We start from the raw sequence: 20,580 nt of genomic DNA, 5'->3' as shown, positions 1-20,580 counted from the left end.
TTTGTATCCTTAGTTTTTTTGCGTGGGAGGTTTTCGAACCACGAGATGAAAAAATGAAGCGGTCTGATTTTTGCTGATTTTTACATATTAACTTTTGTCAATTTATCGCAAAATCTAACCGCTTAATAAACAATAGATTATAAACGACTTTTCGAAATTTGTCTTTGCAATACGGGGATTTCTTCGCTACTCACAAAATAACTACATAAGATTTTCCGATTTTTCTATACCGCAAACGTTTGCTTAATGATATAATCTCCCCGATTTTATTCAATATACTCTAACTTGAGGTTTTTACTGTGAGCAACACACAACTTAGCTATAAAGACGCTGGCGTTGATATCCATGCTGGTAATGAATTGGTCGAACGCATTAAAGGCGATGTAAAACGTACTCGCCGCCCTGAAGTTATGGGAGGCTTAGGCGGTTTTGGTGCATTATGCGCATTACCGACAAAATATAAAGAACCTATTTTAGTTTCAGGTACCGATGGTGTAGGAACGAAATTACGTTTAGCCATTGATCTGAATAAACACGATACGATCGGTCAAGATTTAGTTGCAATGTGCGTAAATGATTTAGTCGTACAGGGGGCGGAACCGCTCTTTTTCCTAGATTATTATGCGACAGGTAAATTAGAAGTTGATGTGGCAGCAGATGTGATTAAAGGCATCGCAGATGGTTGTGAAATGTCTGGCTGTGCATTAGTTGGTGGTGAAACTGCCGAAATGCCGGGAATGTATCACGAAGGCGATTACGATTTAGCAGGCTTCTGTGTTGGTGTTGTTGAAAAATCAGAAATCATTGATGGTTCAGCGGTAAAAGCCGGCGATGTGTTAGTCGCATTAGCTTCTAGTGGTCCTCATTCAAATGGTTATTCTTTAATTCGTAAAGTACTTGAGGTCAGCGGAGCTAAAGCCACAGATGACTTAGAGGGTAAACCACTGAGCGAACATCTATTAGCGCCAACTAAAATTTATGTGAAATCAGTCCTTCAATTAGTCAAACAGGTCGATGTTCATGCGATTGCTCACTTAACCGGCGGCGGTTTCTGGGAAAATATTCCTCGTGTATTACCGGCAAATACAAAAGCTGTTATTCAAGAAAAAAGTTGGGAATGGCCTGCGATCTTTAACTGGTTACAACAAAAAGGCAATATCAGCCGTTATGAAATGTACCGTACTTTCAACTGCGGTGTAGGCATGGTTATTGCGCTACCCGAAAAAGAAGCCGAAACAGCATTAGCCGTGTTAAATCAAGCAGGCGAAAAAGCATGGGTTATTGGTAAAATCGAAGCTTTAGGCGAAAGTACTGAACAAGTCGAAATTATCTAATTCGCAAAAAATAAAAGAAAATAGACCGCTTGTGTTAATATCATTTCACAAGCGGTTTTTTATTGAGGTTTTTATGCAATTCTTTTTTATTTGTTTTCTCGTGATCAATTTAGTGAGTTTTCTCCTCATGTATCGAGATAAACAAAAAGCCATTCAAGGAGAATGGCGTATTCCTGAATCTTACCTACTTTCCCTTTGTGTTGCTGGTGGATTTATTGGCACATTTTTAGCGATGAAATACATCAAGCATAAAACAAAACATTGGCAATTTCATACTGCCGTAGTGGTATCCGGGCTATTTTGGTCGCTTGGTTTACCTACGCTTTACTTTCTCCACCTGTCTCAATCATAAAAAAAACTAATCCGAATAGTGAGTTTATATCCCGTATAGCCTTCAAAAAATGTGATCTATATCACATTTTCTATTTTCTAAAATCGTTATGATCTCCCCCGATTTGATTACTTAAATTTTTTTGAGGTTTATATGAAAAACGTTCGTGTTGAAGTGGATTTATTAGGCAAAAGAGAAGTACCAAATGATGCGTACTGGGGGATTCATACATTAAGAGCGGTTGAAAACTTTAATATTTCTAAAAATACCATTTCTGATGTTCCTGAGTTTGTACGTGGTATGGTTATGGTAAAAAAAGCCACGGCACTTGCAAACGGTGAACTCGGTGCGATTCCGAAAAAAATCGCAAAAGCAATTGTTCAAGCGTGTGATGAAATCCTTATCAATAAACGTTGCATGGATCAATTCCCATCAGACGTTTATCAAGGCGGTGCTGGTACCTCAGTTAATATGAATACCAACGAAGTAGTCGCAAACCTTGCCCTTGAAATCCTTGGTCATGCAAAAGGTGAATACAAAATTGTGAATCCAATGGATCACGTTAATGCGAGCCAATCAACAAATGATGCATATCCAACGGGTTTTCGTATTGCCGTATATAACAGCATCATGCACTTAATTAAAAAAATCCGTTACTTACAAAAAGGTTTTGAAGCAAAAGCAGAAGAATTTGCCGATGTGTTAAAAATGGGACGTACACAGTTACAAGATGCTGTACCAATGACTGTAGGTCAAGAATTTAAAGCATTTGCGGTATTACTTGATGAAGAAGTTCGTAATTTAAAACGCACAGCGAAATTACTATTAGAAGTAAACTTAGGCGCAACAGCAATTGGTACAGGGTTAAATACACCAGAAGGCTATTCAGAGCTTGTTGTAAAACATCTTTCTGAAGTAACAGGTTTACCATGTGTATTATCTGAAAACTTGATTGAAGCAACATCAGACTGTGGTGCTTATGTAATGGTTCACGGTGCTTTAAAACGTACAGCAGTAAAACTTTCAAAAGTATGTAACGACTTACGTTTATTATCATCAGGTCCACGTGCAGGTTTAAATGAAATCAACTTACCTGAATTACAAGCAGGTTCTTCTATTATGCCGGCAAAAGTAAACCCTGTTGTACCGGAAGTAGTAAACCAAGTTTGCTTCAAAGTCATTGGTAACGATACAGCCATTACATTTGCGGCTGAAGCAGGACAACTACAATTAAACGTTATGGAACCGGTCATTGGTCAATCCATGTTTGAATCTATTGAAATTCTTGCCAATGCTTGTGTGAACTTACGTGATAAATGCATTGATGGCATTACCGTAAATCGTGAAATTTGCCAAAACTATGTGTTTAACTCTATCGGTATCGTGACTTATCTCAATCCATTTATTGGACACCACAATGGCGATATCGTTGGTAAAGTTTGTGCACAAACCGGTCGTGGAGTTCGTGAAGTAGTGTTAGAAATGGGTTTACTCACAGAAGCACAACTTGATGATATTTTATCTGTCGAAAACCTCATGAACCCGACTTATAAAGCTGCGAAATTTACGGAAGAAGAGTAACAACATATCATCTATACATTGCCAAAAAGCGGCACCCCATTTATATGGGGTGCCATTTTTTACTTAGTAATTCATTTCTTATTGATTATTTTTTGCTTTTTTTACCGATTTTTTTGTTGCTTTCTTTGCTTTTACTTCGGTCTTTTCATCATAAACAATGGTTTTTACACAAAGTTGAATGATTTTGTCTGCGCCTTCACGAATATATTGATCATCTCTTACTTTGCCCTTTTGTAAATCATGCATTGCATCATCCATAGCTTGAACCATACTTGGTTTATGCAATAATCCCCAGCAATTTTTATCTAAATAATCCACATTTTGTTTAAATGCAGCCGCAAACATGACACCGCTGTAATAAGCATATTCTTTATGATCCACCAAACGGTTTAAAGTCATGGCTTGAATTTGCTCAATAGGTAAAGAAATACGATTGTAGTACCAATCATCAACACCTTGTGTAAAAGCATTAATATCGTAGGTTGGTGTTACTCTATCTTTATAGGTTTGCCCAGTCACGCTATAAGCGATTGCGTAAGATTTATGATCAAGTTCCGATTCACTTAAACGGGTTGGAGTCTTATTACTTGAACATGCAGAAAGAATGGTTACACCACAAATTAACAGAAATTTCATTAAGGTTTTCATATCGTACTCCTTATTCACTTTTTGATAATTCCTAAAACTGTTACAATTCTACCTGAAATAAAAAGAAATTGCTTGAGGATTCAATGAAACAGTATTTAGATTTATGCCACCGTATCGTAAATGAAGGAAAATGGGTATCCAATGAACGCACTGGTAAGCGTTGTTTAACCGTAATTAATGCCGATTTAACCTATGATGTTGAAAAAGGCGAATTTCCCCTTGTTACAACTCGCCGTAGCTTTTGGAAAGCAGCTATTGCTGAATTATTAGGCTATATTCGTGGTTATAGTAGCGCAGCAGATTTTCGTACTTTAGGTACAAAATCGTGGGATGCCAATGCTAACGAAAATAGTGCTTGGTTAGCCAATCCACACCGCAAAGGCGAAGATGATATGGGGCTTGTTTATGGTGCTATTGGTCGAAATTTTCCTAAACCAAATGGCGGAAGTGTAGATTTACTTCGCCAAATTGTTGATGATTTAAGTCGTGGTATTGATAACCGTGGTGAAATTTATACCTTTTATCACCCCGGAGCCTTTGAATTAGGTTGTCTAAGACCATGTTTACACAGCCATCATTTTTCATTGTTAGACGGTAAACTTTACCTTAATAGCACTCAACGTTCAGCGGATGTCCCTTTAGGCTTAAACTGGAATATGATTCAATGCTATACATTTTTAGCATTAATGGCACAAATTACAGGACATGAAGCAGGCCAAGCGTTTCATAAAATTGTTAATGCGCATATTTATGAAGATCAACTTGAGCTGATGCGAGATGTTCAGTTAAAAAGAGAACCTTTATCTGCACCAAAACTTATCATTAATCCTAAAATTAAATCGTTAGAAGATTTAGAAACTTGGGTAACGCTTGATGATTTTCGTGTAGAAGGTTATGAATATCATCCAAGTATCCAATATCCGTTTTCGGTCTAAGATCTCTTGATCTTTTCATACTCATAAAACTATTTTTTTGGTAAACTTGATACATTTTATACTCATTGAGAATTGATTATGTCGGAAAAGAAAAAAGGCTTTTGGTCGTGGCTTGGCTTTGGGAAAAAAGAAGAAGCGACTCAAGATACGCCTCAACAAGAAGAAACCCAGCAACCATCGTCAATGACAGAAAACTCTGTCCTTGAAGAAGCAGTCGAGCATTTAAAAGAGAAAGCACAACAGTTTGAAACTTTTGCAGAAAAGTTAGAAGAGGAAATCGAAGAAAAACTCGAAACATTAGAAGAAAAAATTGAGCAAAGTTTCGAAGAAGAAAAAGCTCGAAGTGTTACACTTGTTGATACTAATTCCACATCTCCAAAAGCGGAAGAGTCTCAGGAACAAGCGGTTAATTTTGCTGAAGAGTTTGCAAAAAACAGTGAAAATACGACCGCTTATACTCAAGAAGAACCACCTTCTATTAACCATCATCAACAGTTTGAAGCACAAATTGAAGAGATTGTTGAAGCAGAATTACATGCAGAAGAACACCATAAATCCGCTGCTGAAGAAGAATTTGAAGAGCTTGAGGAGCTTATTGAATTTGAAGGTGAAAGCGAAGCTCATGAAACTGTTTCAGATACACAACCTGTAAAAGAATCTGAGTCTAAAGCACAAGATGAGTATCAAGAAAAACCAAGTCAAGGTGGTTTTTTCAGTCGTTTAATTCAAGGTCTGATTAAAACAAAACAAAGTATTGGTTCGGGCTTTTTCAACTTTTTCCGTGGTAAGAAAATTGATGATGAACTCTTTGAGGAACTTGAAGAGCAACTGTTAATTGCCGACTTAGGTATGCCAACTACCACTAAAATTATTAACAATCTTTCTCAACATGCAACAAAACAACAACTTAAAGATGCCGATGCGCTTTATCAACTTCTCAAAGAAGAGTTAGCCGATGTTCTTAAACCGGTAGCTCGCCCATTAGAAATTGATACGAGTAAAAAACCTTATGTGATTTTAATGGTTGGCGTGAATGGTGTAGGTAAAACAACGACCATTGGTAAATTAGCACGCCAGTTCCAAAATGAAGGAAAATCTGTCATGTTAGCCGCCGGCGATACTTTCCGTGCAGCTGCAGTTGAACAGCTCCAAGTTTGGGGAGAACGCAATAACATTCCGGTTATTGCACAAACAAGTGGTTCAGATTCAGCCTCCGTCATTTTTGACGCCATGCAATCAGCTTCCGCAAAAAACATTGATGTATTAATTGCTGATACGGCAGGTCGTTTACAAAATAAAAACAACCTGATGGATGAGCTGAAAAAAATTGTACGTGTTATGCAAAAATACGATGAAACCGCTCCACATGAAATTATGCTCACGTTAGATGCAGGAACAGGACAAAATGCGATTAGCCAAGCAAAACTCTTTAATGAAGCAGTAGGCTTAACAGGCATTACCTTAACTAAACTTGATGGTACGGCAAAAGGTGGGGTCATTTTTGCGATTGCTGATCAATTTAATATTCCAATCCGTTTTATTGGTGTAGGTGAAAAAATTGAGGATCTGCGTCCTTTTAACGCAGAGGAATTTATTGAAGCATTATTTATTCATGACGAAAAAGATGCTTAACATGCTTGGGTGAGGAAATTGCTCACTTTTTCCTCATGCCATTTGATCAACTTCCCCTTAACGGTGGAAAATTAAGAAAAGACAAACACAATGATCAAATTTACTAATGTAAACAAAGCATATAAAGGCGGCAAACCTGCTTTACAAGGAATTAGCTTTCATCTTCCGCCTGGTGGAATGGCATATTTAACTGGGCATTCTGGTGCGGGCAAAAGTACGCTTTTAAAACTGATTATGGGCATTGAACGTGCAAATGGTGGGCAAATTGTTTTTAATGGTCACGATATTACACGCTTAGCCTCTCATGAACTTCCATTTTTACGCCGCCAAATCGGCATGGTACATCAAGATTATCGATTACTGACCGACCGAACAATTTTAGACAATGTCGCTTTACCTTTAATTATTCAAGGACTAAATCAGCAAATTGTAGAAAGGGAAGCACGTCTAGCTTTGGAGAGAGTAGGATTAGCGCATAAGGCAAACTACTTACCGCTTCATCTATCAGGAGGGGAGCAGCAACGAGTTGATATTGCTCGAGCGATAGTCCATCGCCCAACTGTATTACTGGCAGATGAGCCAACCGGTAACCTTGATGAAAAACTCTCTTTTGAAATCTTCCGTCTCTTTGAAGAGTTTAATCAACAAGGAACAACCGTCATCGTAGCAACACACGATACAAATATTATCGCCAAACGACCAAAACCTTGTTTGGTACTTGAGCAAGGACATTTAAAAAATTAAAGTAACAAGGAATAATTTATGGTTCGTTCATTTAATAGTCATTTCGGCGCACAAACACGCTATATATTAAGATCTGTTTGGCAAGATTTATTAAAACGTAAGTTTGGTACCTTTTTAACAATTCTTGTGATTGCTTCATCGCTAACGATTCCTACCGTGGGATATCTACTATGGAAAAATACACACCAAGCTGCAACAGAATTTTATCCGGAACCCGAATTAACTGTTTATCTGAATAAAAACTTATCAGATAATGAAGTCAATTTAGTCGTTGAAAAAATTCGCCAATTTGAGACAGATAAAATTGAATCACTTAATTTTATTTCTCGTCAGCAAAGTCTTGAGGAATTTCGCTCGTGGTCTGGTTTCGGCGAAGCATTAGATATTATTGAAGATAATCCTCTTCCTGCAGTGGTAATTTTAAAACCCAAAAAACAATTTAGCACGAATGATACAATGCTTGAGTTTCGTAATGGTTTGCAAAACATTAAAGGCGTGCAAGAAATTCGTCTAGACAATGGCTGGCTTGAGAAATTAACAGCCTTAACATGGCTCATTGCTCGCATTGCGATCGTTTGTACATTATTGATGCTTATTGCTGTTTTCCTTGTCATTGGTAATGCAGTTAGAACAGATGTCGCTAACAGTCGCTCCTCTATTGAAGTTCAACAACTTTTAGGTGCAACCGATCACTTTATCGCTCGTCCATTTCTTTATACGGGTATGATTTATGGCTTTTTAGGTAGCTTACTTGCTATTCTCTTTAGTAGCGTTGTCATTAGCTATTTAACCGGTGTGGTAAAATATGTGACCGATATGTTTACCGTAAAATTTGAACTTCACGGTTTAGGATTTAGCGAAATGCTCTTCCTTATCGTTGCATGTATTTTTATTGGCTGGCTTTCAGCAAAAATTGCAACAAGCAAACATATTATTCGGATAGGTTCAAAATACTAGGTAAATCAACATATACCTCAGTCTATTATTAAAAAGGGAGCCTAAGCTCCCTTTTTTATCTCCCATTAACTGTTTTTAATCACTAATTGATCATCTTGATAATCCACAACCACAGGTCTATTTGGTAATAATTTACCGCCTAGAATTTGCTGCGCTAATGGGTTTTCAAGCTCTTGTTGAATCGCTCGTTTAAGCGGACGAGCACCAAAGAGTGGGTCAAATCCGGCTTTACCGATATGGTCAATCGCTGCATCGGTAATAGTTACTTCATAACCTCGTTCTGCCATACGTTTGATTAAACGTTCTAATTGAATACGTGCAATCGAACGGATATGCTCTTGACCAAGTGAGTGGAAGACCACGGTTTCATCAATACGGTTAATGAACTCTGGGCGGAAATGTTGTGAAACCACTGACATTACCACTTCTTTCAACTCACCATAGCTTGCATTCGGCATTTCTTGAATTAAATGAGAACCCAAGTTAGAAGTCATAATCACAACCGTATTACGGAAATCAACCGTGCGGCCTTGTCCATCGGTTAAACGTCCATCATCTAATACTTGAAGAAGAATATTAAAGACATCTGGGTGTGCTTTTTCCACTTCATCAAGTAAAACTACCGAATATGGACGGCGACGAACCGCTTCTGTTAAATAACCGCCCTCTTCATAACCCACATAACCCGGAGGCGCACCTACTAAGCGAGAAACGCTGTGTTTTTCCATAAATTCTGACATATCGATACGCACCATCGCATCCGGATCGTCAAAGAGGAAATTCGCTAACGTTTTGCAAAGCTCTGTTTTACCTACCCCTGTTGGTCCTAAGAACAAGAAAGAACCAATCGGTTTGTTCGGATCTGAAAGCCCTGCTCGGCTACGGCGAATCGCATTTGCTACCGCTTCAACCGCTTCATTTTGACCAATCACACGAGTATGTAAAACATTTTCCATACGGAGTAATTTGTCTTTTTCGCCTTCTATCATTTTAGAAACCGGAATACCTGTTGCTTTTGAAAGCACTTCAGCAATTTCTTCATCGGTAACTTTGGTGCGAAGTAAATGGTTATCGCCACCTTCTTCTTCACGTTTTACTGCCTCTTGAAGTTGTTTTTCAAGGGCTGGAATTTTACCGTATTGAAGTTCGCCCATTTTTTCTAAATTGCTTTCTCGGCGAGCTTGTTCTAATGCAATACGAGCATTTTCTAACTCTGTTTTAATATGCTGCGTACCTAATAAAGCCGATTTTTCCGCTTTCCAAACTTCTTCTAATTCCGAATATTCACGCTCTTTAGCGGTCAATTCTTCATCTAATTTTGCAAGACGCTGGCGGCTTGCTTCATCTTCCTCTTTTTGTAACGCTTGGCGTTCTAATTTAAGTTGAATAATACGGCGCTCTAGTTTATCTAATGGCTCTGGTTTAGAGTCAATTTCCATACGTAAACTTGAAGCCGCTTCATCAATTAAATCAATCGCTTTGTCCGGTAATTGGCGATCTGAAATATAGCGATGTGAAAGGGTTGCTGCCGCCACAATCGCTGGGTCGGTAATTTGTACGTGATGATGAATTTCATAACGTTCTTTCAAACCACGTAAGATCGCAATCGTGTCTTCAACGGTTGGTTCATCAACCAATACTTTTTGGAAGCGGCGTTCAAGTGCCGCATCTTTTTCAATATATTGACGGTATTCATCTAAAGTTGTCGCACCCACACAGTGCAATTCGCCGCGAGCAAGGGAAGGTTTCAATAAGTTACCCGCATCCATTGCCCCATCGGTTTTGCCTGCACCGACCATTGTATGAATTTCATCAATAAAGAGGATCACTTGCCCTTCTTCTTTGGCTAATTCATTTAATACCGCTTTTAATCGTTCTTCAAATTCGCCACGATATTTTGCACCGGCAATTAATGCTCCCATATCGAGCGATAACACACGTTTATTTTTTAAACCTTCCGGCACTTCGCCATTTACGATACGTTGAGCTAAACCTTCAACAATAGCGGTTTTACCCACACCGGGTTCCCCAATAAGAACAGGGTTGTTTTTTGTACGGCGTTGTAACACTTGTACTGTACGGCGGATCTCTTCATCTCGCCCAATAACAGGATCTAATTTACCGGCACGCGCACGCTCTGTTAAATCAATCGTATATTTTTGTAGCGCTTGTCTGGTTTCTTCTGCGTTTTGATTATTCACTTTTTCTCCTCCTCGAATTTGGTTTATTGCTTGTGTCACTTTTTCTTTTGTTAAACCAAGTTTCTTAAATAATTTTCCTAAATCACCATTATCTTCCAAAGCTGCAAGCACAAAGAGTTCTGATGAAATAAAACTATCGCCAAATTGTTGTGCCAACTTATCAGATTGGTTTAGTAAACGAATAAGTTGTTGCGATGGCTGTGTATTTCCGCCTTGTACCTGAGGCAAGCGGTGTAAAATTGCCTCTAATTCGCTATTTAATTGTTGCGGTTGCACATTCAATGCCGTAAACAAAGGGGCAATCGAGCCATCTTGCTGTTTTAAAAGTGCATAAAGTAAGTGAGCCGGTTCAATATAAGGATTATCTTTGCCAACCGCTAAGGACTGTGCTTCTGCAATTGCTTCTTGTAATTTTGTTGTGAATTTTTCAAAGTTCATATCATTTCCTCTCATTTTTTAATCTGTACCGATTTTGCATTTTGCGCAAAACTTCAGTACGACAATAAATGGAGGTAACCTAAAAAATTTCAAGAGAAAATGTGAAGTAGATCACAAAAATAAAATAAATACCCCATTCGGAGTAGGTAAATGTTAAAAATTTGATCATTGTCAATAACATTCAATTCAAATTCTTTACACTGGCACAATCTACCTAGCCTTAGGTAGAGATAACTTAGAGGGATTTACTTATGAAAAAAACAGCATTAGCAATTATTTTAGGCGGTGCATTAGTTGCAAGTTCAGCAATGGCGCATCAAGCAGGAAGTGTAATTTTTAGAGCAGGTGCAGTTACCGTAGATGCAAACTCAAGTTCTAGTACTAAATCTTTTGATAAAACAAGAGCTGACATTGAGTTAAACGTAAAAAACAACACACAATTAGGTTTAACCGGAACTTATATGATTACCGATAATATCGGCGTTGAGTTACTCGGTGCAACACCATTCTCACATAAAATCAATGCTACATTAAATGGTTCTGCAAATCTAGGACGTGTGGCAATTGTTAAACAATTACCGCCAAGCCTATATGCGCAATATTATTTCTTTGATGCCGATTCTAAAGTGCGTCCATATGTTGGTGCAGGTCTAAACTATACTCGTTTCTACCACGCAAAATCTGTTCACACAGATGTTACTAACTTAGAAGTGAAAAAACACTCATTCGGGCCGGTTGCTAACTTAGGTGTAGATGTGAAATTAACCGACAATCTCTATTTTAATGCGGCAGCTTGGTATACTCATATCAAAACCACCGCTAAATTTAGAGCTTTAGAAGCAGATCACGAAGTGAAAATCAAACTTGATCCACTCGTTTACTTTGCAGGTTTTGGTGTTCGTTTCTAATAAGATTCTAAACACATGAAAAATAGGCTAATTTTTTGAAAAATTAGCCTATTTTTATTAGATACGATGATGATGCTCAACACGAATATTCGTTGTTTGATCTACTTGATTATCATAATCCGCTTTAAAGCCTTTCAATACAACATGTATATTATTTTCTTTAGCATAAATATTAGCAAAATCTTCTATTAACTCTAAAACATCACAAGCAATATAAGAAGTGTGTTGCGCATTAATAATTACCGTGGAATTTGGTTGAACATTTTTTAGTGTTTTCTTGATGGCAGCTTTATTTAAAAATGAGACTTCTTCAGCTAAATCCAAGGTAATTTGTGAAGCTTCCGCAAGTTCTTCACGGCTTAAATAGTAAGCGCGTTTCATATTACCGTGAAGAATAAAGAGAATACTGATAATTAAACCTAACCCAACCCCTTTTAATAAGTCAAATAACACCACGGCGATCATAGTTGCAATAAAAGGGATAAATTGGTAGATCCCTTTTTGCCAAAAATGTTGGAAAGTAGAAGGTCTTGCCAATTTATAACCGACTAAAATTAAGACTGCGGCCAAGGTAGCTAATGGGATCTCATTTAAAATAGAAGGGATCATTAACACGCAAACCAGTAATAAAATACCATGAATAATAGCGGATATTTTATGTGTCGCACCAGCATTTGCATTTGCTGATGAACGAACAATTACAGCCGTAATGGGAAGACCACCAATCAAGGAAGAAATAATGTTGCCCACACCTTGCGCCCGTAATTCTTGGTTAGAGTCAGTAATTCGGCGCTTAACATCCAGACGATCTGCCGCTTCAACAGACAATAATGTTTCAATAGATGCAACGGCAGCGATTGTCGCCCCTGTTACCCAAACAATACTATTAGTAAAACCGCTAAAATTAGGTAATACAATTAAATGTTTCATATCATCCCAAGAATGCGGCACAGGAAGCTGAACAAGCTGATTTTCAGGAATAGCTAAATAACTCCCAGATGAAATAAAAAGACGGTTAATAATAACACTGACCAGCACCGCAATAAGTGCTGAAGGAAGCCATTTTATTTTTTTTAATTTTGGCGAAGAGTCCCACCCCAACATAATGAAAATAGAGACCAAGGCAATAATTAACGAGCCAAGATGAATGTTGATAAATGAATTTGTGCTACTTAATGAAAATTCCTCTGTTCCCAAAGCATAAGGTAACTGTTTGAAAATAATCAGAATACCAATCCCGGCTAACATGCCTTCAATCACAGCCACAGGAATATAATTGGTAATACTCCCCGCTCGCATAAAGCCTAAACAAAGCTGAATCGCACCTGCAACTACGCCGGCACAGAGGAAAAGTTCAAACGAACCTAATTGGCTAATCGCAGCCACCACTATCGCAACTAACCCTGCCGCCGGGCCGGAAACACTAATATGTGAGGTACTTAACCAACCGATGACAATCCCCCCGACAATACCTGAAATAATACCCGATAGCGGTGGTGCATCTGATGCTAAAGCAATCCCTAAACAAAGCGGCAAGGCGACCAAAAAGACGACCAGACCGGATGCAAAATTTTGTTTTAGAAGGCGAGTTTTACTATTTTCCGACATATCAAATTACCAAGATAAAAACATTTATAGTGGATATTCTACGCCTGATTTTTCCTAAATTTTTTGCCATATATCAGATTTTGGCAAAAATTTAGTAAAATACGACCGCTATAAATGAATTTTTTTGCAAATTTATGTAGATTGGATTGCAAAATGGACGTTACCTCTTTAAACTTCCGAATAATTTTGTGTATTTTATATTAAGAGCTTAGCTATGACTGAATCAATTAATACTACGTCTCAACCAACTTTATCACTTGGACAGCAACTTAAAAGCGCACGTGAAGCATTAAATTTGTCTATTGAAGATGTGGCGCAAAAAACAACACTCAAAAAATCACACCTTGAATCATTAGAAAATGATATTTTTATCTTACAGAACGTAGCTCCCACTTTTGTGCGAGGCTATGTTAGTAGCTATGTTCGTTTTTTACGCTTGCCGGAAGAGTTAGTTTCAAGTGTAAATTATGGTGAAGTAACAATTCCTAAAGAAGTTATAAATAAAACATCATCAGGAAAAATAGTTCAAAAATCTCAATCTCGATGGGTTAAGTATTTAACATTTATTGTGCTATTAAGTGCTGTAGGCATGACCTTACTATGGTGGTGGCAAGATTATCAAACAGAGCAACAAAATCGCGATCAATTTGTGAATAATGCTATTCCTATTGAAGCAACACCTGCTCCAACTAATAACACAAATCAGGCAATGCAAATTGAACCTATTGTTCAACCGGCTACAACAAATACAGAAACAGCCGTTGCTAATACCGCTACACAGGCAAATGAACAACCTGCACCCATTGCAACAGAAGTAGCGCCTCAAATTGAGACTGCGAATGTGTTACAACAAACTCAAACCAATCCAGTGGAAACAGAGCAACAAACAGCAGTATCTAATGATGAATTACGTATTGAAATTACCGGTAAAGAAAGTTGGATTACCGTAAAAAATACGAAAAGCAAAAAAAGTTTGGCTGAAAAACTTTATACTAATGGCGAAGTTCTAACCTTTAATGGCAATGAGCAATATCGCTTAACGATTGGCGCTCCAGCAAATGTTAAACTCTATTATAAAGGTCAATTAGTACCGCTAAAAATTGATGGTCGTGTTGCTCGTATTAAATTACCTTTAGCTCAATAAGGATTGATTATGTCATTAAATCATTCACCAATTAAACGCCGTGAATCGAAAAAGATTTGGGTAGGTAATGTTGCAGTGGGAGGCGATGCGCCTATTACTGTTCAATCTATGACGAATACCCGAACAACCGATGTTGAAGCGACTGTAAATCAAATTAAAGCATTAGAGCGTGTCGGTGCGGATATTGTTCGTGTTTCAGTACCAACAATGGATGCGGCAGAAGCCTTTAAACTGATTAAACAGCAAGTTAATGTCCCACTTGTTGCCGATATTCATTTTGACTACCGCATTGCTTTAAAAGTTGCTGAATATGGCGTGGACTGTTTACGTATCAACCCGGGTAATATCGGTAATGAAGATCGTATTCGTGCCGTTGTTGATTGTGCAAAAGATAAAAACATTCCGATTCGAATTGGGGTAAATGCTGGTTCGCTAGAGCGAGATCTCCAAGAAAAATACGGCGAACCTACTCCAGAAGCATTATTAGAAAGTGCTTTACGCCACGTGGATATTTTAGATCGTTTCAATTTCGATCAATTTAAAGTAAGTGTAAAAGCCTCTGATGTTTTTCTAGCGGTCGAATCTTATCGATTACTTGCAAAACAAATTGAGCAACCGTTACATTTAGGCATTACAGAAGCTGGCGGTGCAAGAGCCGGCTCAGTGAAATCTGCGATTGGTTTAGGCTTATTACTTTCAGAAGGCATTGGCGATACTTTACGTATTTCATTGGCAGCCGATCCCGTAGAAGAAGTAAAAGTTGGCTTTGATATTTTAAAATCTCTCCGTATTCGTTCACGTGGGATTAACTTTATCGCTTGTCCAACTTGCTCTCGCCAAGAAATTGACGTGATTGCAACCGTTAATGCGCTGGAACAACGTTTAGAAGATATTTTAACGCCAATGGACGTTTCCATTATTGGTTGCGTTGTTAATGGACCGGGAGAGGCTCTCATTTCTGACTTAGGTGTTACCGGCAGCAATAAAATGAGCGGCTTCTACCTTGATGGTGTTCGTCAAAAAGAGCGTTTTGATAACGATAAACTGATTGATCAGCTCGAAGCTAAAATACGTGCGCGAGTTGCAGAACAATCGCAACGTATTATGATGACTAAGGCATAAAAAATAATTAAATGGCACGAGGGTTTCTCTCGTGCTGTTCACTTTTTTAAATGATCATCGAGATTAACTCGGTGTAAAAATAAGGACAATATTGTGGCAAAAACAATTCAAGCAATTCGTGGTATGAACGATTGTTCGCCAACCGAAACCCCTTTATGGCAATGGGTTGAAACTAAAGTACGTAATGTATTGGCAAGCTATGGCTATTCCGAAGTGCGTATGCCAATCGTAGAAAGCACACCGCTTTTTGCACGAGCAATTGGTGAAGTGACTGATGTAGTTTCAAAAGAAATGTACACATTTTGGGATAATGATGAACAACTAACCCTACGTCCGGAAGGCACTGCAGGTTGTGTACGTGCTGCTATCGAACGAGGTTGGATCTACAATAACGAACAACGCCTATGGTATATGGGGCCAATGTTCCGCCACGAGCGTCCACAAAAAGGGCGTTACCGCCAGTTCCACCAAGCTGGTGTGGAAGTGTTTGGGATCCCAAACCCGGAAATTGATGCTGAATTGATTATTTTAACGGCTCGTTTATGGAAAGCATTAGGCATTGATCAACACGTGTCATTACAACTAAATTCGATTGGTTCTTTAGAAGCACGTGCAAATTACCGCTCTGCTCTTGTTGCATTTTTAGAACAACATCAATCACTTATGAGCGATGAAGAAAAAGAACGTTTGGTTAAAAATCCATTACGTATTTTAGATACGAAAAATCAAGCCTTACAAGAAGTTCTAAATGATGCCCCTAAATTATTAGACTATCTTGATGAGGAAAGCCGTGAACACTTTGCTCAGCTTTGTTCACTGCTTGATGCAATGGGCATTCAATATGAAGTAAATCCTAAATTGGTTCGTGGTTTAGATTACTACAATAAAACCGTTTTCGAATGGGTTACTTCTGCATTAGGCGCACAAGGTACGGTTTGTGGTGGTGGCCGTTATGATGGTTTAGTGGAACAATTAGGCGGACACGCCACCCAAGGCGTTGGTTTTGCTATGGGCTTAGAGCGCTTAGTGTTATTAGTACAAGAAGTGAATAAAGATGTACCCGTAGCAAAAGCTGTTGATGTTTACATTGTTTATTCAGGCGAAGGCGCAACACTTAACGCATTCCAAATTGCAGAAACATTACGTTCAGAACTACCAACCTTGCGTGTTATGACACACTGCTCCGGTGGTAAATTCCAAAAACAATTTAAACGTGCTGATAAGCTAGAAGCGGAGTTTGCATTAGTGATCGGCGAAAGCGAAGTAGCTGAGAAAACCGTTGTGATCAAAGATCTTCTTAGCGGTACGGAACAAATTACGGTTCCGCAAACAGCATTAGTCGCTGAATTACAAAAACGTTTTTCATAATCTATCAATAAGGATCTAATATCAAATGAGTAGCGAATACCTTAATAAAACCGAAGAACAACAATTTGAAGAAGCTAAAAATTGGTTCAAAGCAAACAGTACGCCTATTTTATTAGCAATTTTTATCTGCGCTGCAGCCACCTTTGGCTGGAATTTTTGGAAAAAGCATCAAGTAGAATCAGCAATACAAGCTTCAACTTCTTACCAAAATACAATGGAAGCTTATTTGCAAGATCCGGCTAAAAATCAACCGCTTGTTGCAAAATTTCTAGAAGAAGCAAAAGGAACTAACTATGCGGTTTTTGCACAATTAGAAGAAGTTAAGCAAGCTGTTACTCAAGCAGATTATGCCAAAGCACAAACCTTACTTCAAAATACGCTTTCAGCAACAAACGATGCAACATTACAAGTTGTGATTCGCTTCCGTTTAGCTGAAATTGGCTACCAACTTAAACAATATGATGAAGCGCTTGCAGTTCTTGCACAAATTCAAGGAAGCGCATGGGAATCTCGTAAACAACTTTTAAGCGCAGATATTCTCGCAGCAAAAGGCGATAAAGCTGCAGCCAAAAGTGCTTATGAGCAATTAAAAGCGACAGCAACAAGCGAATCAGAAAAAGCATTAATTGATTTGAAAATCAATAATCTTTAAATCGCTGATCACTAACGTAAAAATTTAAATCCCCTTAGAGCATACCCTAAGGGGATTTTTCTTTATGGAGAAAAACTATTCCTTAATCTCCTCAAACTTTGCATCGAGTAACTTTGCTAAATCTTGTGGCGAAAGTTCAATATCTAACCCTCGTTTCCCTCCAGATACAAACATCGTTGCAAATTGCTCGGCTGATTTATCAATGACAGTGGTTAAACGCTTTTTCTGCCCTAATGGACTAATGCCACCTAATAAATAACCGGTTGTCTTTTGCGCAATATCTTTATCTGCCATTTCCACTTTTTTCACATTTAATGCGTGCGCTGCTCGTTTTAAATTGAGCGTACTGGAAACCGGCACAACCATCACGGCAAGTTTTTTCTGATCGCCATTTTCTGCAACTAATAAGGTCTTAAAAGTCTGATTAGCATCAATGCCTAATTTTTCAACCGCTTCTTGTCCAAAGTTTGTATTATTGGGATCGTGTTCATAAGGGTGTAGCGTGAAAGAAATTTTTTGCTTTTTGAGTAAGTTTACTGCGGGTGTCATCGTCCGTTCCTGTAAATTTAAGGTATAATCAGTTTTTAATAGCTAAAGAGGAAGATAAAATGTCCAATATTCATCTTGCCATTGCCGCTGATTTTACCTTAGCCGAGAAATTACTTGAAGCCTTAGAAAACAGCGATTTGACTTTAGATAAAGTTTCTGCCGTGGAACTTGAACCCTTCGGCGAAGAACAAAACTTACGTCTCGGCGCCAAAGCCGTTGAACAATTTGAATTAGATAATTTAGATTGGTCGCAATTTACACACGTTCTTTTTGCTGCGCCAATGGCACAAGCAGAAGTACTCGCCAAAGCCACCCAAGCCGGCTGTATCATTTTAGACTTATATGGTATTACTGCGCTAATCGGTAGCGTTCCTGTTGTTGTGCCAAGTGTAAATGATGAAGCATTAGCAAATTTACGTGAGCGAAATATCGTTGCTCTTGCTAATCCACAAATTTCACAATTAGCGTTAGCGTTAAAACCTTTATTAGATCAACCTTTACAACATATTTTTGTTACCTCTTTGCTCCCATCTGCTTATTTTGGCGATGAGAAAGTCAAAGAACTTGCCGGTCAAACAGCGCGTTTACTCAATGGCATTCCATTTGATGAAAATGCTGAACGTATTGCGTTTGACGTAGTGCCAGCCAACGTTCAAGGCGATGAGAAAAAACTACCTTTCTCTCGTGTATTTGAGTTGCAACTTGCAAAAGTGTTACCAAATTTAACCGCTTCAGTGCATTTCCATTCCGTGCAAGTACCGGTCTTTTACGGTGTATCCCAAATGATCTCAGTACAATCTGAGTATGCACTTGATGTTGAAGCAATGAGTGAAAGCTGGAAAGCGCAACCATGGCTACAATTTAACGAAGAAAACATCATTACCGCCGTAAAAAATGGCGAAGATGAAGAACAAAATGCCCTTCAAATTAGCCAGTTATTATCAAAATCAGAAAATAGCTTGCAATTCTGGTCAGTTGCCGATGAACAAAAATTCAGCTTAGCGTTTTTAGCGGTTGAACTTCTAACGCAAGTATTAGATTACTAAACATTTCAACGTTTGAGATTTAAAGAGAGAAATTATGTTGGAAAAACTCTTTCAGTTAAAAGAAAAAGGCAGTAATGCTAAAACCGAAATTATTGCCGGTATTACGACTTTCTTCACGATGGTTTACATCGTTTTTGTCAATCCTTCTATTCTCGGTGTCGCTGGAATGGATACACAAGTGGTCTTCGTGACCACCTGTTTAATTGCCGCATTCGGTACTATTGCGATGGGTTTATTCAGTAACCTACCTATTGCATTAGCGCCGGCAATGGGGCTAAATGCATTCTTTGCCTTTGTGGTTGTTCAAAAGCTTGGCTACTCTTGGCAAGTGGGAATGGGCGCGATTTTCCTCGGCTCGGTCGGATTATTTTTACTTACGGTTTTACAAATTCGCTACTGGTTTATGTCTGCTATTCCGCTTGGATTACGTGTTGGTATCGGGGCGGGTATTGGGCTATTTATTGCCTTAATCGGCTTTAAAAATATGGGGCTGGTTATTCCAAATGAAGCAACCCTTGTTGCCCTTGGCGATTTACACGATCCGAAAGTATTAATGGGTGTATTAGGCTTTTTCATTATCGTGATCTTAGCCGCTAAAGGCATTCACTCCGGCGTATTAGTTTCAATTGCGGTTGTTACCGCTTTAGCGTTAATTTTCGATCCTGCTGTTACCTTCAATGGCGTGATGTCTATGCCACCAAGTTTAGAAGCTGTCGTTGGACAAGTAGATATTGCCGGTGCTTTAGATGTTGGCCTACTCGGCATAATTTTCTCATTCCTGCTTGTCAATCTCTTTGACTCATCAGGTACTTTAATTGCCGTAACAACAAAAGCCGGCTTTGCAGATGAACAAGGTCGTTTCCCTCGCATGAAACAGGCGTTATTAGTCGATAGTAGTGCCGCAATGGTCGGTTCATTTATGGGAACTTCAGCTATCAGTACTTATATTGAAAGCGGCTCTGGTGTCTCGGTTGGCGGTCGTACCGGCTTAACAGCGGTAGTGGTCGGTCTGTTATTCCTTTTAACCATTTTCTTCTCCCCTCTCGCAGGATTAGTACCGGCTTATGCAACTGCTGGCGCCTTAGTTTTTGTGGGTATTTTAATGGCTTCCAGCCTTATTGAAGTGAAATGGGACGATTTAACCGAAGCAACGCCTGCTTTCATTACAACAGCAATGATGCCATTTACATACTCCATCACAGAAGGCATTGCTTTTGGTTTCATTAGCTACTGCGTGATGAAAGGTTGCACTGGTCGCTGGAAAGAAATTAACCCTTCTGTTGCCGTTGTATCTTTACTCTTTATTGCAAAATTTATCTGGGTTGGTTAATCAAAAAGAAGATGCAAAATAGCGTCTCAGATTACTGACAAACCTTTTTATT

18 protein-coding genes and 1 riboswitch are annotated in these 20,580 nt (G+C 38.6%); of the genes, 14 read left to right on the top strand and 4 right to left on the bottom strand.

The window, feature by feature from the left end:
- Positions 1-3 precede the first annotated feature (3 nt).
- A riboswitch (PreQ1 riboswitch) is annotated at positions 4-48 on the bottom strand.
- 251 nt (positions 49-299) lie between these two features.
- The 3 genes from purM to aspA all read left to right on the top strand — a co-directional run bounded on the left by purM (position 300) and on the right by aspA (position 3,246).
- Entirely contained in the window at positions 300-1,334 is a 1,035-nt protein-coding gene (gene purM, locus AM305_RS05585) for a phosphoribosylformylglycinamidine cyclo-ligase (protein ID WP_005823909.1), read from the top strand.
- Positions 1,335-1,407: 73 nt separating this feature from the next.
- Entirely contained in the window at positions 1,408-1,686 is a 279-nt protein-coding gene (locus AM305_RS05580) for a DUF1294 domain-containing protein (protein ID WP_005823907.1), read from the top strand.
- Positions 1,687-1,818: 132 nt separating this feature from the next.
- Positions 1,819-3,246, top strand: a complete 1,428-nt coding sequence (gene aspA, locus AM305_RS05575; protein WP_005823905.1) for an aspartate ammonia-lyase — start codon at positions 1,819-1,821, stop codon at positions 3,244-3,246.
- A gap of 78 nt (positions 3,247-3,324) precedes the next feature.
- On the opposite strand, the gene AM305_RS05570 is transcribed toward aspA, so the two are convergent.
- Positions 3,325-3,894 carry a hypothetical protein gene (locus AM305_RS05570; RefSeq protein WP_005823904.1) on the bottom strand — a complete coding sequence of 190 codons (570 nt, stop codon included), beginning with the start codon at positions 3,892-3,894 and terminating at the stop codon, positions 3,325-3,327.
- A gap of 83 nt (positions 3,895-3,977) precedes the next feature.
- Between AM305_RS05570 and AM305_RS05565 the strand changes: the two genes are divergently transcribed.
- The 4 genes from AM305_RS05565 to ftsX all read left to right on the top strand — a co-directional run bounded on the left by AM305_RS05565 (position 3,978) and on the right by ftsX (position 8,162).
- Positions 3,978-4,829 (top strand): thymidylate synthase, encoded by an 852-nt coding sequence (locus AM305_RS05565; protein WP_005823903.1) that lies wholly within the window; start codon positions 3,978-3,980, stop codon positions 4,827-4,829.
- Positions 4,830-4,907: 78 nt separating this feature from the next.
- Positions 4,908-6,461, top strand: a complete 1,554-nt coding sequence (gene ftsY, locus AM305_RS05560; protein ID WP_005823901.1) for a signal recognition particle-docking protein FtsY — start codon at positions 4,908-4,910, stop codon at positions 6,459-6,461.
- Between the two features lie 90 nt (positions 6,462-6,551).
- Positions 6,552-7,205, top strand: coding sequence for a cell division ATP-binding protein FtsE (gene ftsE / locus AM305_RS05555; protein WP_005818166.1), 654 nt, complete (start codon positions 6,552-6,554; stop codon positions 7,203-7,205).
- 18 nt (positions 7,206-7,223) lie between these two features.
- Positions 7,224-8,162: a permease-like cell division protein FtsX gene (gene ftsX / locus AM305_RS05550; RefSeq protein WP_005823899.1), complete on the top strand. Its 939-nt coding sequence runs from the start codon at positions 7,224-7,226 to the stop codon at positions 8,160-8,162.
- Between the two features lie 65 nt (positions 8,163-8,227).
- On the opposite strand, the gene clpB is transcribed toward ftsX, so the two are convergent.
- The gene (clpB, locus tag AM305_RS05545) at positions 8,228-10,801 is read right to left on the bottom strand and encodes an ATP-dependent chaperone ClpB (RefSeq protein ID WP_005823897.1); all 2,574 of its coding nucleotides are present in this window, start codon (positions 10,799-10,801) and stop codon (positions 8,228-8,230) included.
- 251 nt (positions 10,802-11,052) lie between these two features.
- Here clpB and AM305_RS05540 point away from each other — a divergent pair, with 251 nt between their 5' ends.
- Positions 11,053-11,709: an OmpW/AlkL family protein gene (locus tag AM305_RS05540; protein ID WP_005823896.1), complete on the top strand. Its 657-nt coding sequence runs from the start codon at positions 11,053-11,055 to the stop codon at positions 11,707-11,709.
- Between the two features lie 57 nt (positions 11,710-11,766).
- Here AM305_RS05540 and AM305_RS05535 read toward each other — a convergent pair whose 3' ends face one another.
- Positions 11,767-13,317 (bottom strand): SulP family inorganic anion transporter, encoded by a 1,551-nt coding sequence (locus tag AM305_RS05535; protein ID WP_005823894.1) that lies wholly within the window; start codon positions 13,315-13,317, stop codon positions 11,767-11,769.
- 214 nt (positions 13,318-13,531) lie between these two features.
- On the opposite strand from AM305_RS05535, the gene AM305_RS05530 reads away from it, so the two are divergent.
- From AM305_RS05530 to AM305_RS05515, 4 genes are all read left to right on the top strand, one after another.
- Positions 13,532-14,461: a RodZ domain-containing protein gene (locus AM305_RS05530; RefSeq protein ID WP_005823893.1), complete on the top strand. Its 930-nt coding sequence runs from the start codon at positions 13,532-13,534 to the stop codon at positions 14,459-14,461.
- Positions 14,462-14,470: 9 nt separating this feature from the next.
- Positions 14,471-15,583, top strand: coding sequence for a flavodoxin-dependent (E)-4-hydroxy-3-methylbut-2-enyl-diphosphate synthase (gene ispG, locus AM305_RS05525; protein WP_005818603.1), 1,113 nt, complete (start codon positions 14,471-14,473; stop codon positions 15,581-15,583).
- Positions 15,584-15,676: 93 nt separating this feature from the next.
- Positions 15,677-16,951: a histidine--tRNA ligase gene (hisS, locus tag AM305_RS05520; RefSeq protein WP_005823891.1), complete on the top strand. Its 1,275-nt coding sequence runs from the start codon at positions 15,677-15,679 to the stop codon at positions 16,949-16,951.
- 25 nt (positions 16,952-16,976) lie between these two features.
- Entirely contained in the window at positions 16,977-17,603 is a 627-nt protein-coding gene (locus tag AM305_RS05515; RefSeq protein WP_005823890.1) for a YfgM family protein, read from the top strand.
- Positions 17,604-17,678: 75 nt separating this feature from the next.
- Here AM305_RS05515 and ybaK read toward each other — a convergent pair whose 3' ends face one another.
- Positions 17,679-18,152: a Cys-tRNA(Pro)/Cys-tRNA(Cys) deacylase YbaK gene (gene ybaK / locus AM305_RS05510; RefSeq protein ID WP_005818599.1), complete on the bottom strand. Its 474-nt coding sequence runs from the start codon at positions 18,150-18,152 to the stop codon at positions 17,679-17,681.
- A 59-nt stretch (positions 18,153-18,211) separates the two neighbouring features.
- On the opposite strand from ybaK, the gene AM305_RS05505 reads away from it, so the two are divergent.
- Together AM305_RS05505 and AM305_RS05500 are read left to right on the top strand one after the other, a co-directional pair.
- Entirely contained in the window at positions 18,212-19,198 is a 987-nt protein-coding gene (locus AM305_RS05505; RefSeq protein ID WP_005823888.1) for an oxidoreductase, read from the top strand.
- 34 nt (positions 19,199-19,232) lie between these two features.
- The gene (locus AM305_RS05500; protein ID WP_005823886.1) at positions 19,233-20,528 is read left to right on the top strand and encodes an NCS2 family permease; all 1,296 of its coding nucleotides are present in this window, start codon (positions 19,233-19,235) and stop codon (positions 20,526-20,528) included.
- Positions 20,529-20,580 lie beyond the last annotated feature (52 nt).

Source organism: Actinobacillus minor NM305 (assembly GCF_000175195.1).
Taxonomy (GTDB): domain Bacteria; phylum Pseudomonadota; class Gammaproteobacteria; order Enterobacterales; family Pasteurellaceae; genus Haemophilus_A; species Haemophilus_A minor.
This window is presented reverse-complemented; position numbering and strand designations above follow the sequence as displayed.

Bases quoted from the DNA above. Each gene is read 5' to 3' on its own strand.
- AM305_RS05580 (WP_005823907.1), top strand. From the start codon at position 1,408: ATGCAATTCTTTTTTATTTGTTTTCTCGTGATCAATTTAGTGAGTTTT.
- aspA (WP_005823905.1), top strand. From the start codon at position 1,819: ATGAAAAACGTTCGTGTTGAAGTGGATTTATTAGGCAAAAGAGAAGTA.
- AM305_RS05570 (WP_005823904.1), bottom strand. From the start codon at position 3,894: ATGAAAACCTTAATGAAATTTCTGTTAATTTGTGGTGTAACCATTCTT.
- AM305_RS05565 (WP_005823903.1), top strand. From the start codon at position 3,978: ATGAAACAGTATTTAGATTTATGCCACCGTATCGTAAATGAAGGAAAA.
- ftsY (WP_005823901.1), top strand. From the start codon at position 4,908: ATGTCGGAAAAGAAAAAAGGCTTTTGGTCGTGGCTTGGCTTTGGGAAA.
- ftsE (WP_005818166.1), top strand. From the start codon at position 6,552: ATGATCAAATTTACTAATGTAAACAAAGCATATAAAGGCGGCAAACCT.
- ftsX (WP_005823899.1), top strand. From the start codon at position 7,224: ATGGTTCGTTCATTTAATAGTCATTTCGGCGCACAAACACGCTATATA.
- clpB (WP_005823897.1), bottom strand. From the start codon at position 10,801: ATGAACTTTGAAAAATTCACAACAAAATTACAAGAAGCAATTGCAGAA.
- AM305_RS05540 (WP_005823896.1), top strand. From the start codon at position 11,053: ATGAAAAAAACAGCATTAGCAATTATTTTAGGCGGTGCATTAGTTGCA.
- AM305_RS05535 (WP_005823894.1), bottom strand. From the start codon at position 13,317: ATGTCGGAAAATAGTAAAACTCGCCTTCTAAAACAAAATTTTGCATCC.
- AM305_RS05530 (WP_005823893.1), top strand. From the start codon at position 13,532: ATGACTGAATCAATTAATACTACGTCTCAACCAACTTTATCACTTGGA.
- ispG (WP_005818603.1), top strand. From the start codon at position 14,471: ATGTCATTAAATCATTCACCAATTAAACGCCGTGAATCGAAAAAGATT.
- AM305_RS05515 (WP_005823890.1), top strand. From the start codon at position 16,977: ATGAGTAGCGAATACCTTAATAAAACCGAAGAACAACAATTTGAAGAA.
- ybaK (WP_005818599.1), bottom strand. From the start codon at position 18,152: ATGACACCCGCAGTAAACTTACTCAAAAAGCAAAAAATTTCTTTCACG.
- AM305_RS05505 (WP_005823888.1), top strand. From the start codon at position 18,212: ATGTCCAATATTCATCTTGCCATTGCCGCTGATTTTACCTTAGCCGAG.
- AM305_RS05500 (WP_005823886.1), top strand. From the start codon at position 19,233: ATGTTGGAAAAACTCTTTCAGTTAAAAGAAAAAGGCAGTAATGCTAAA.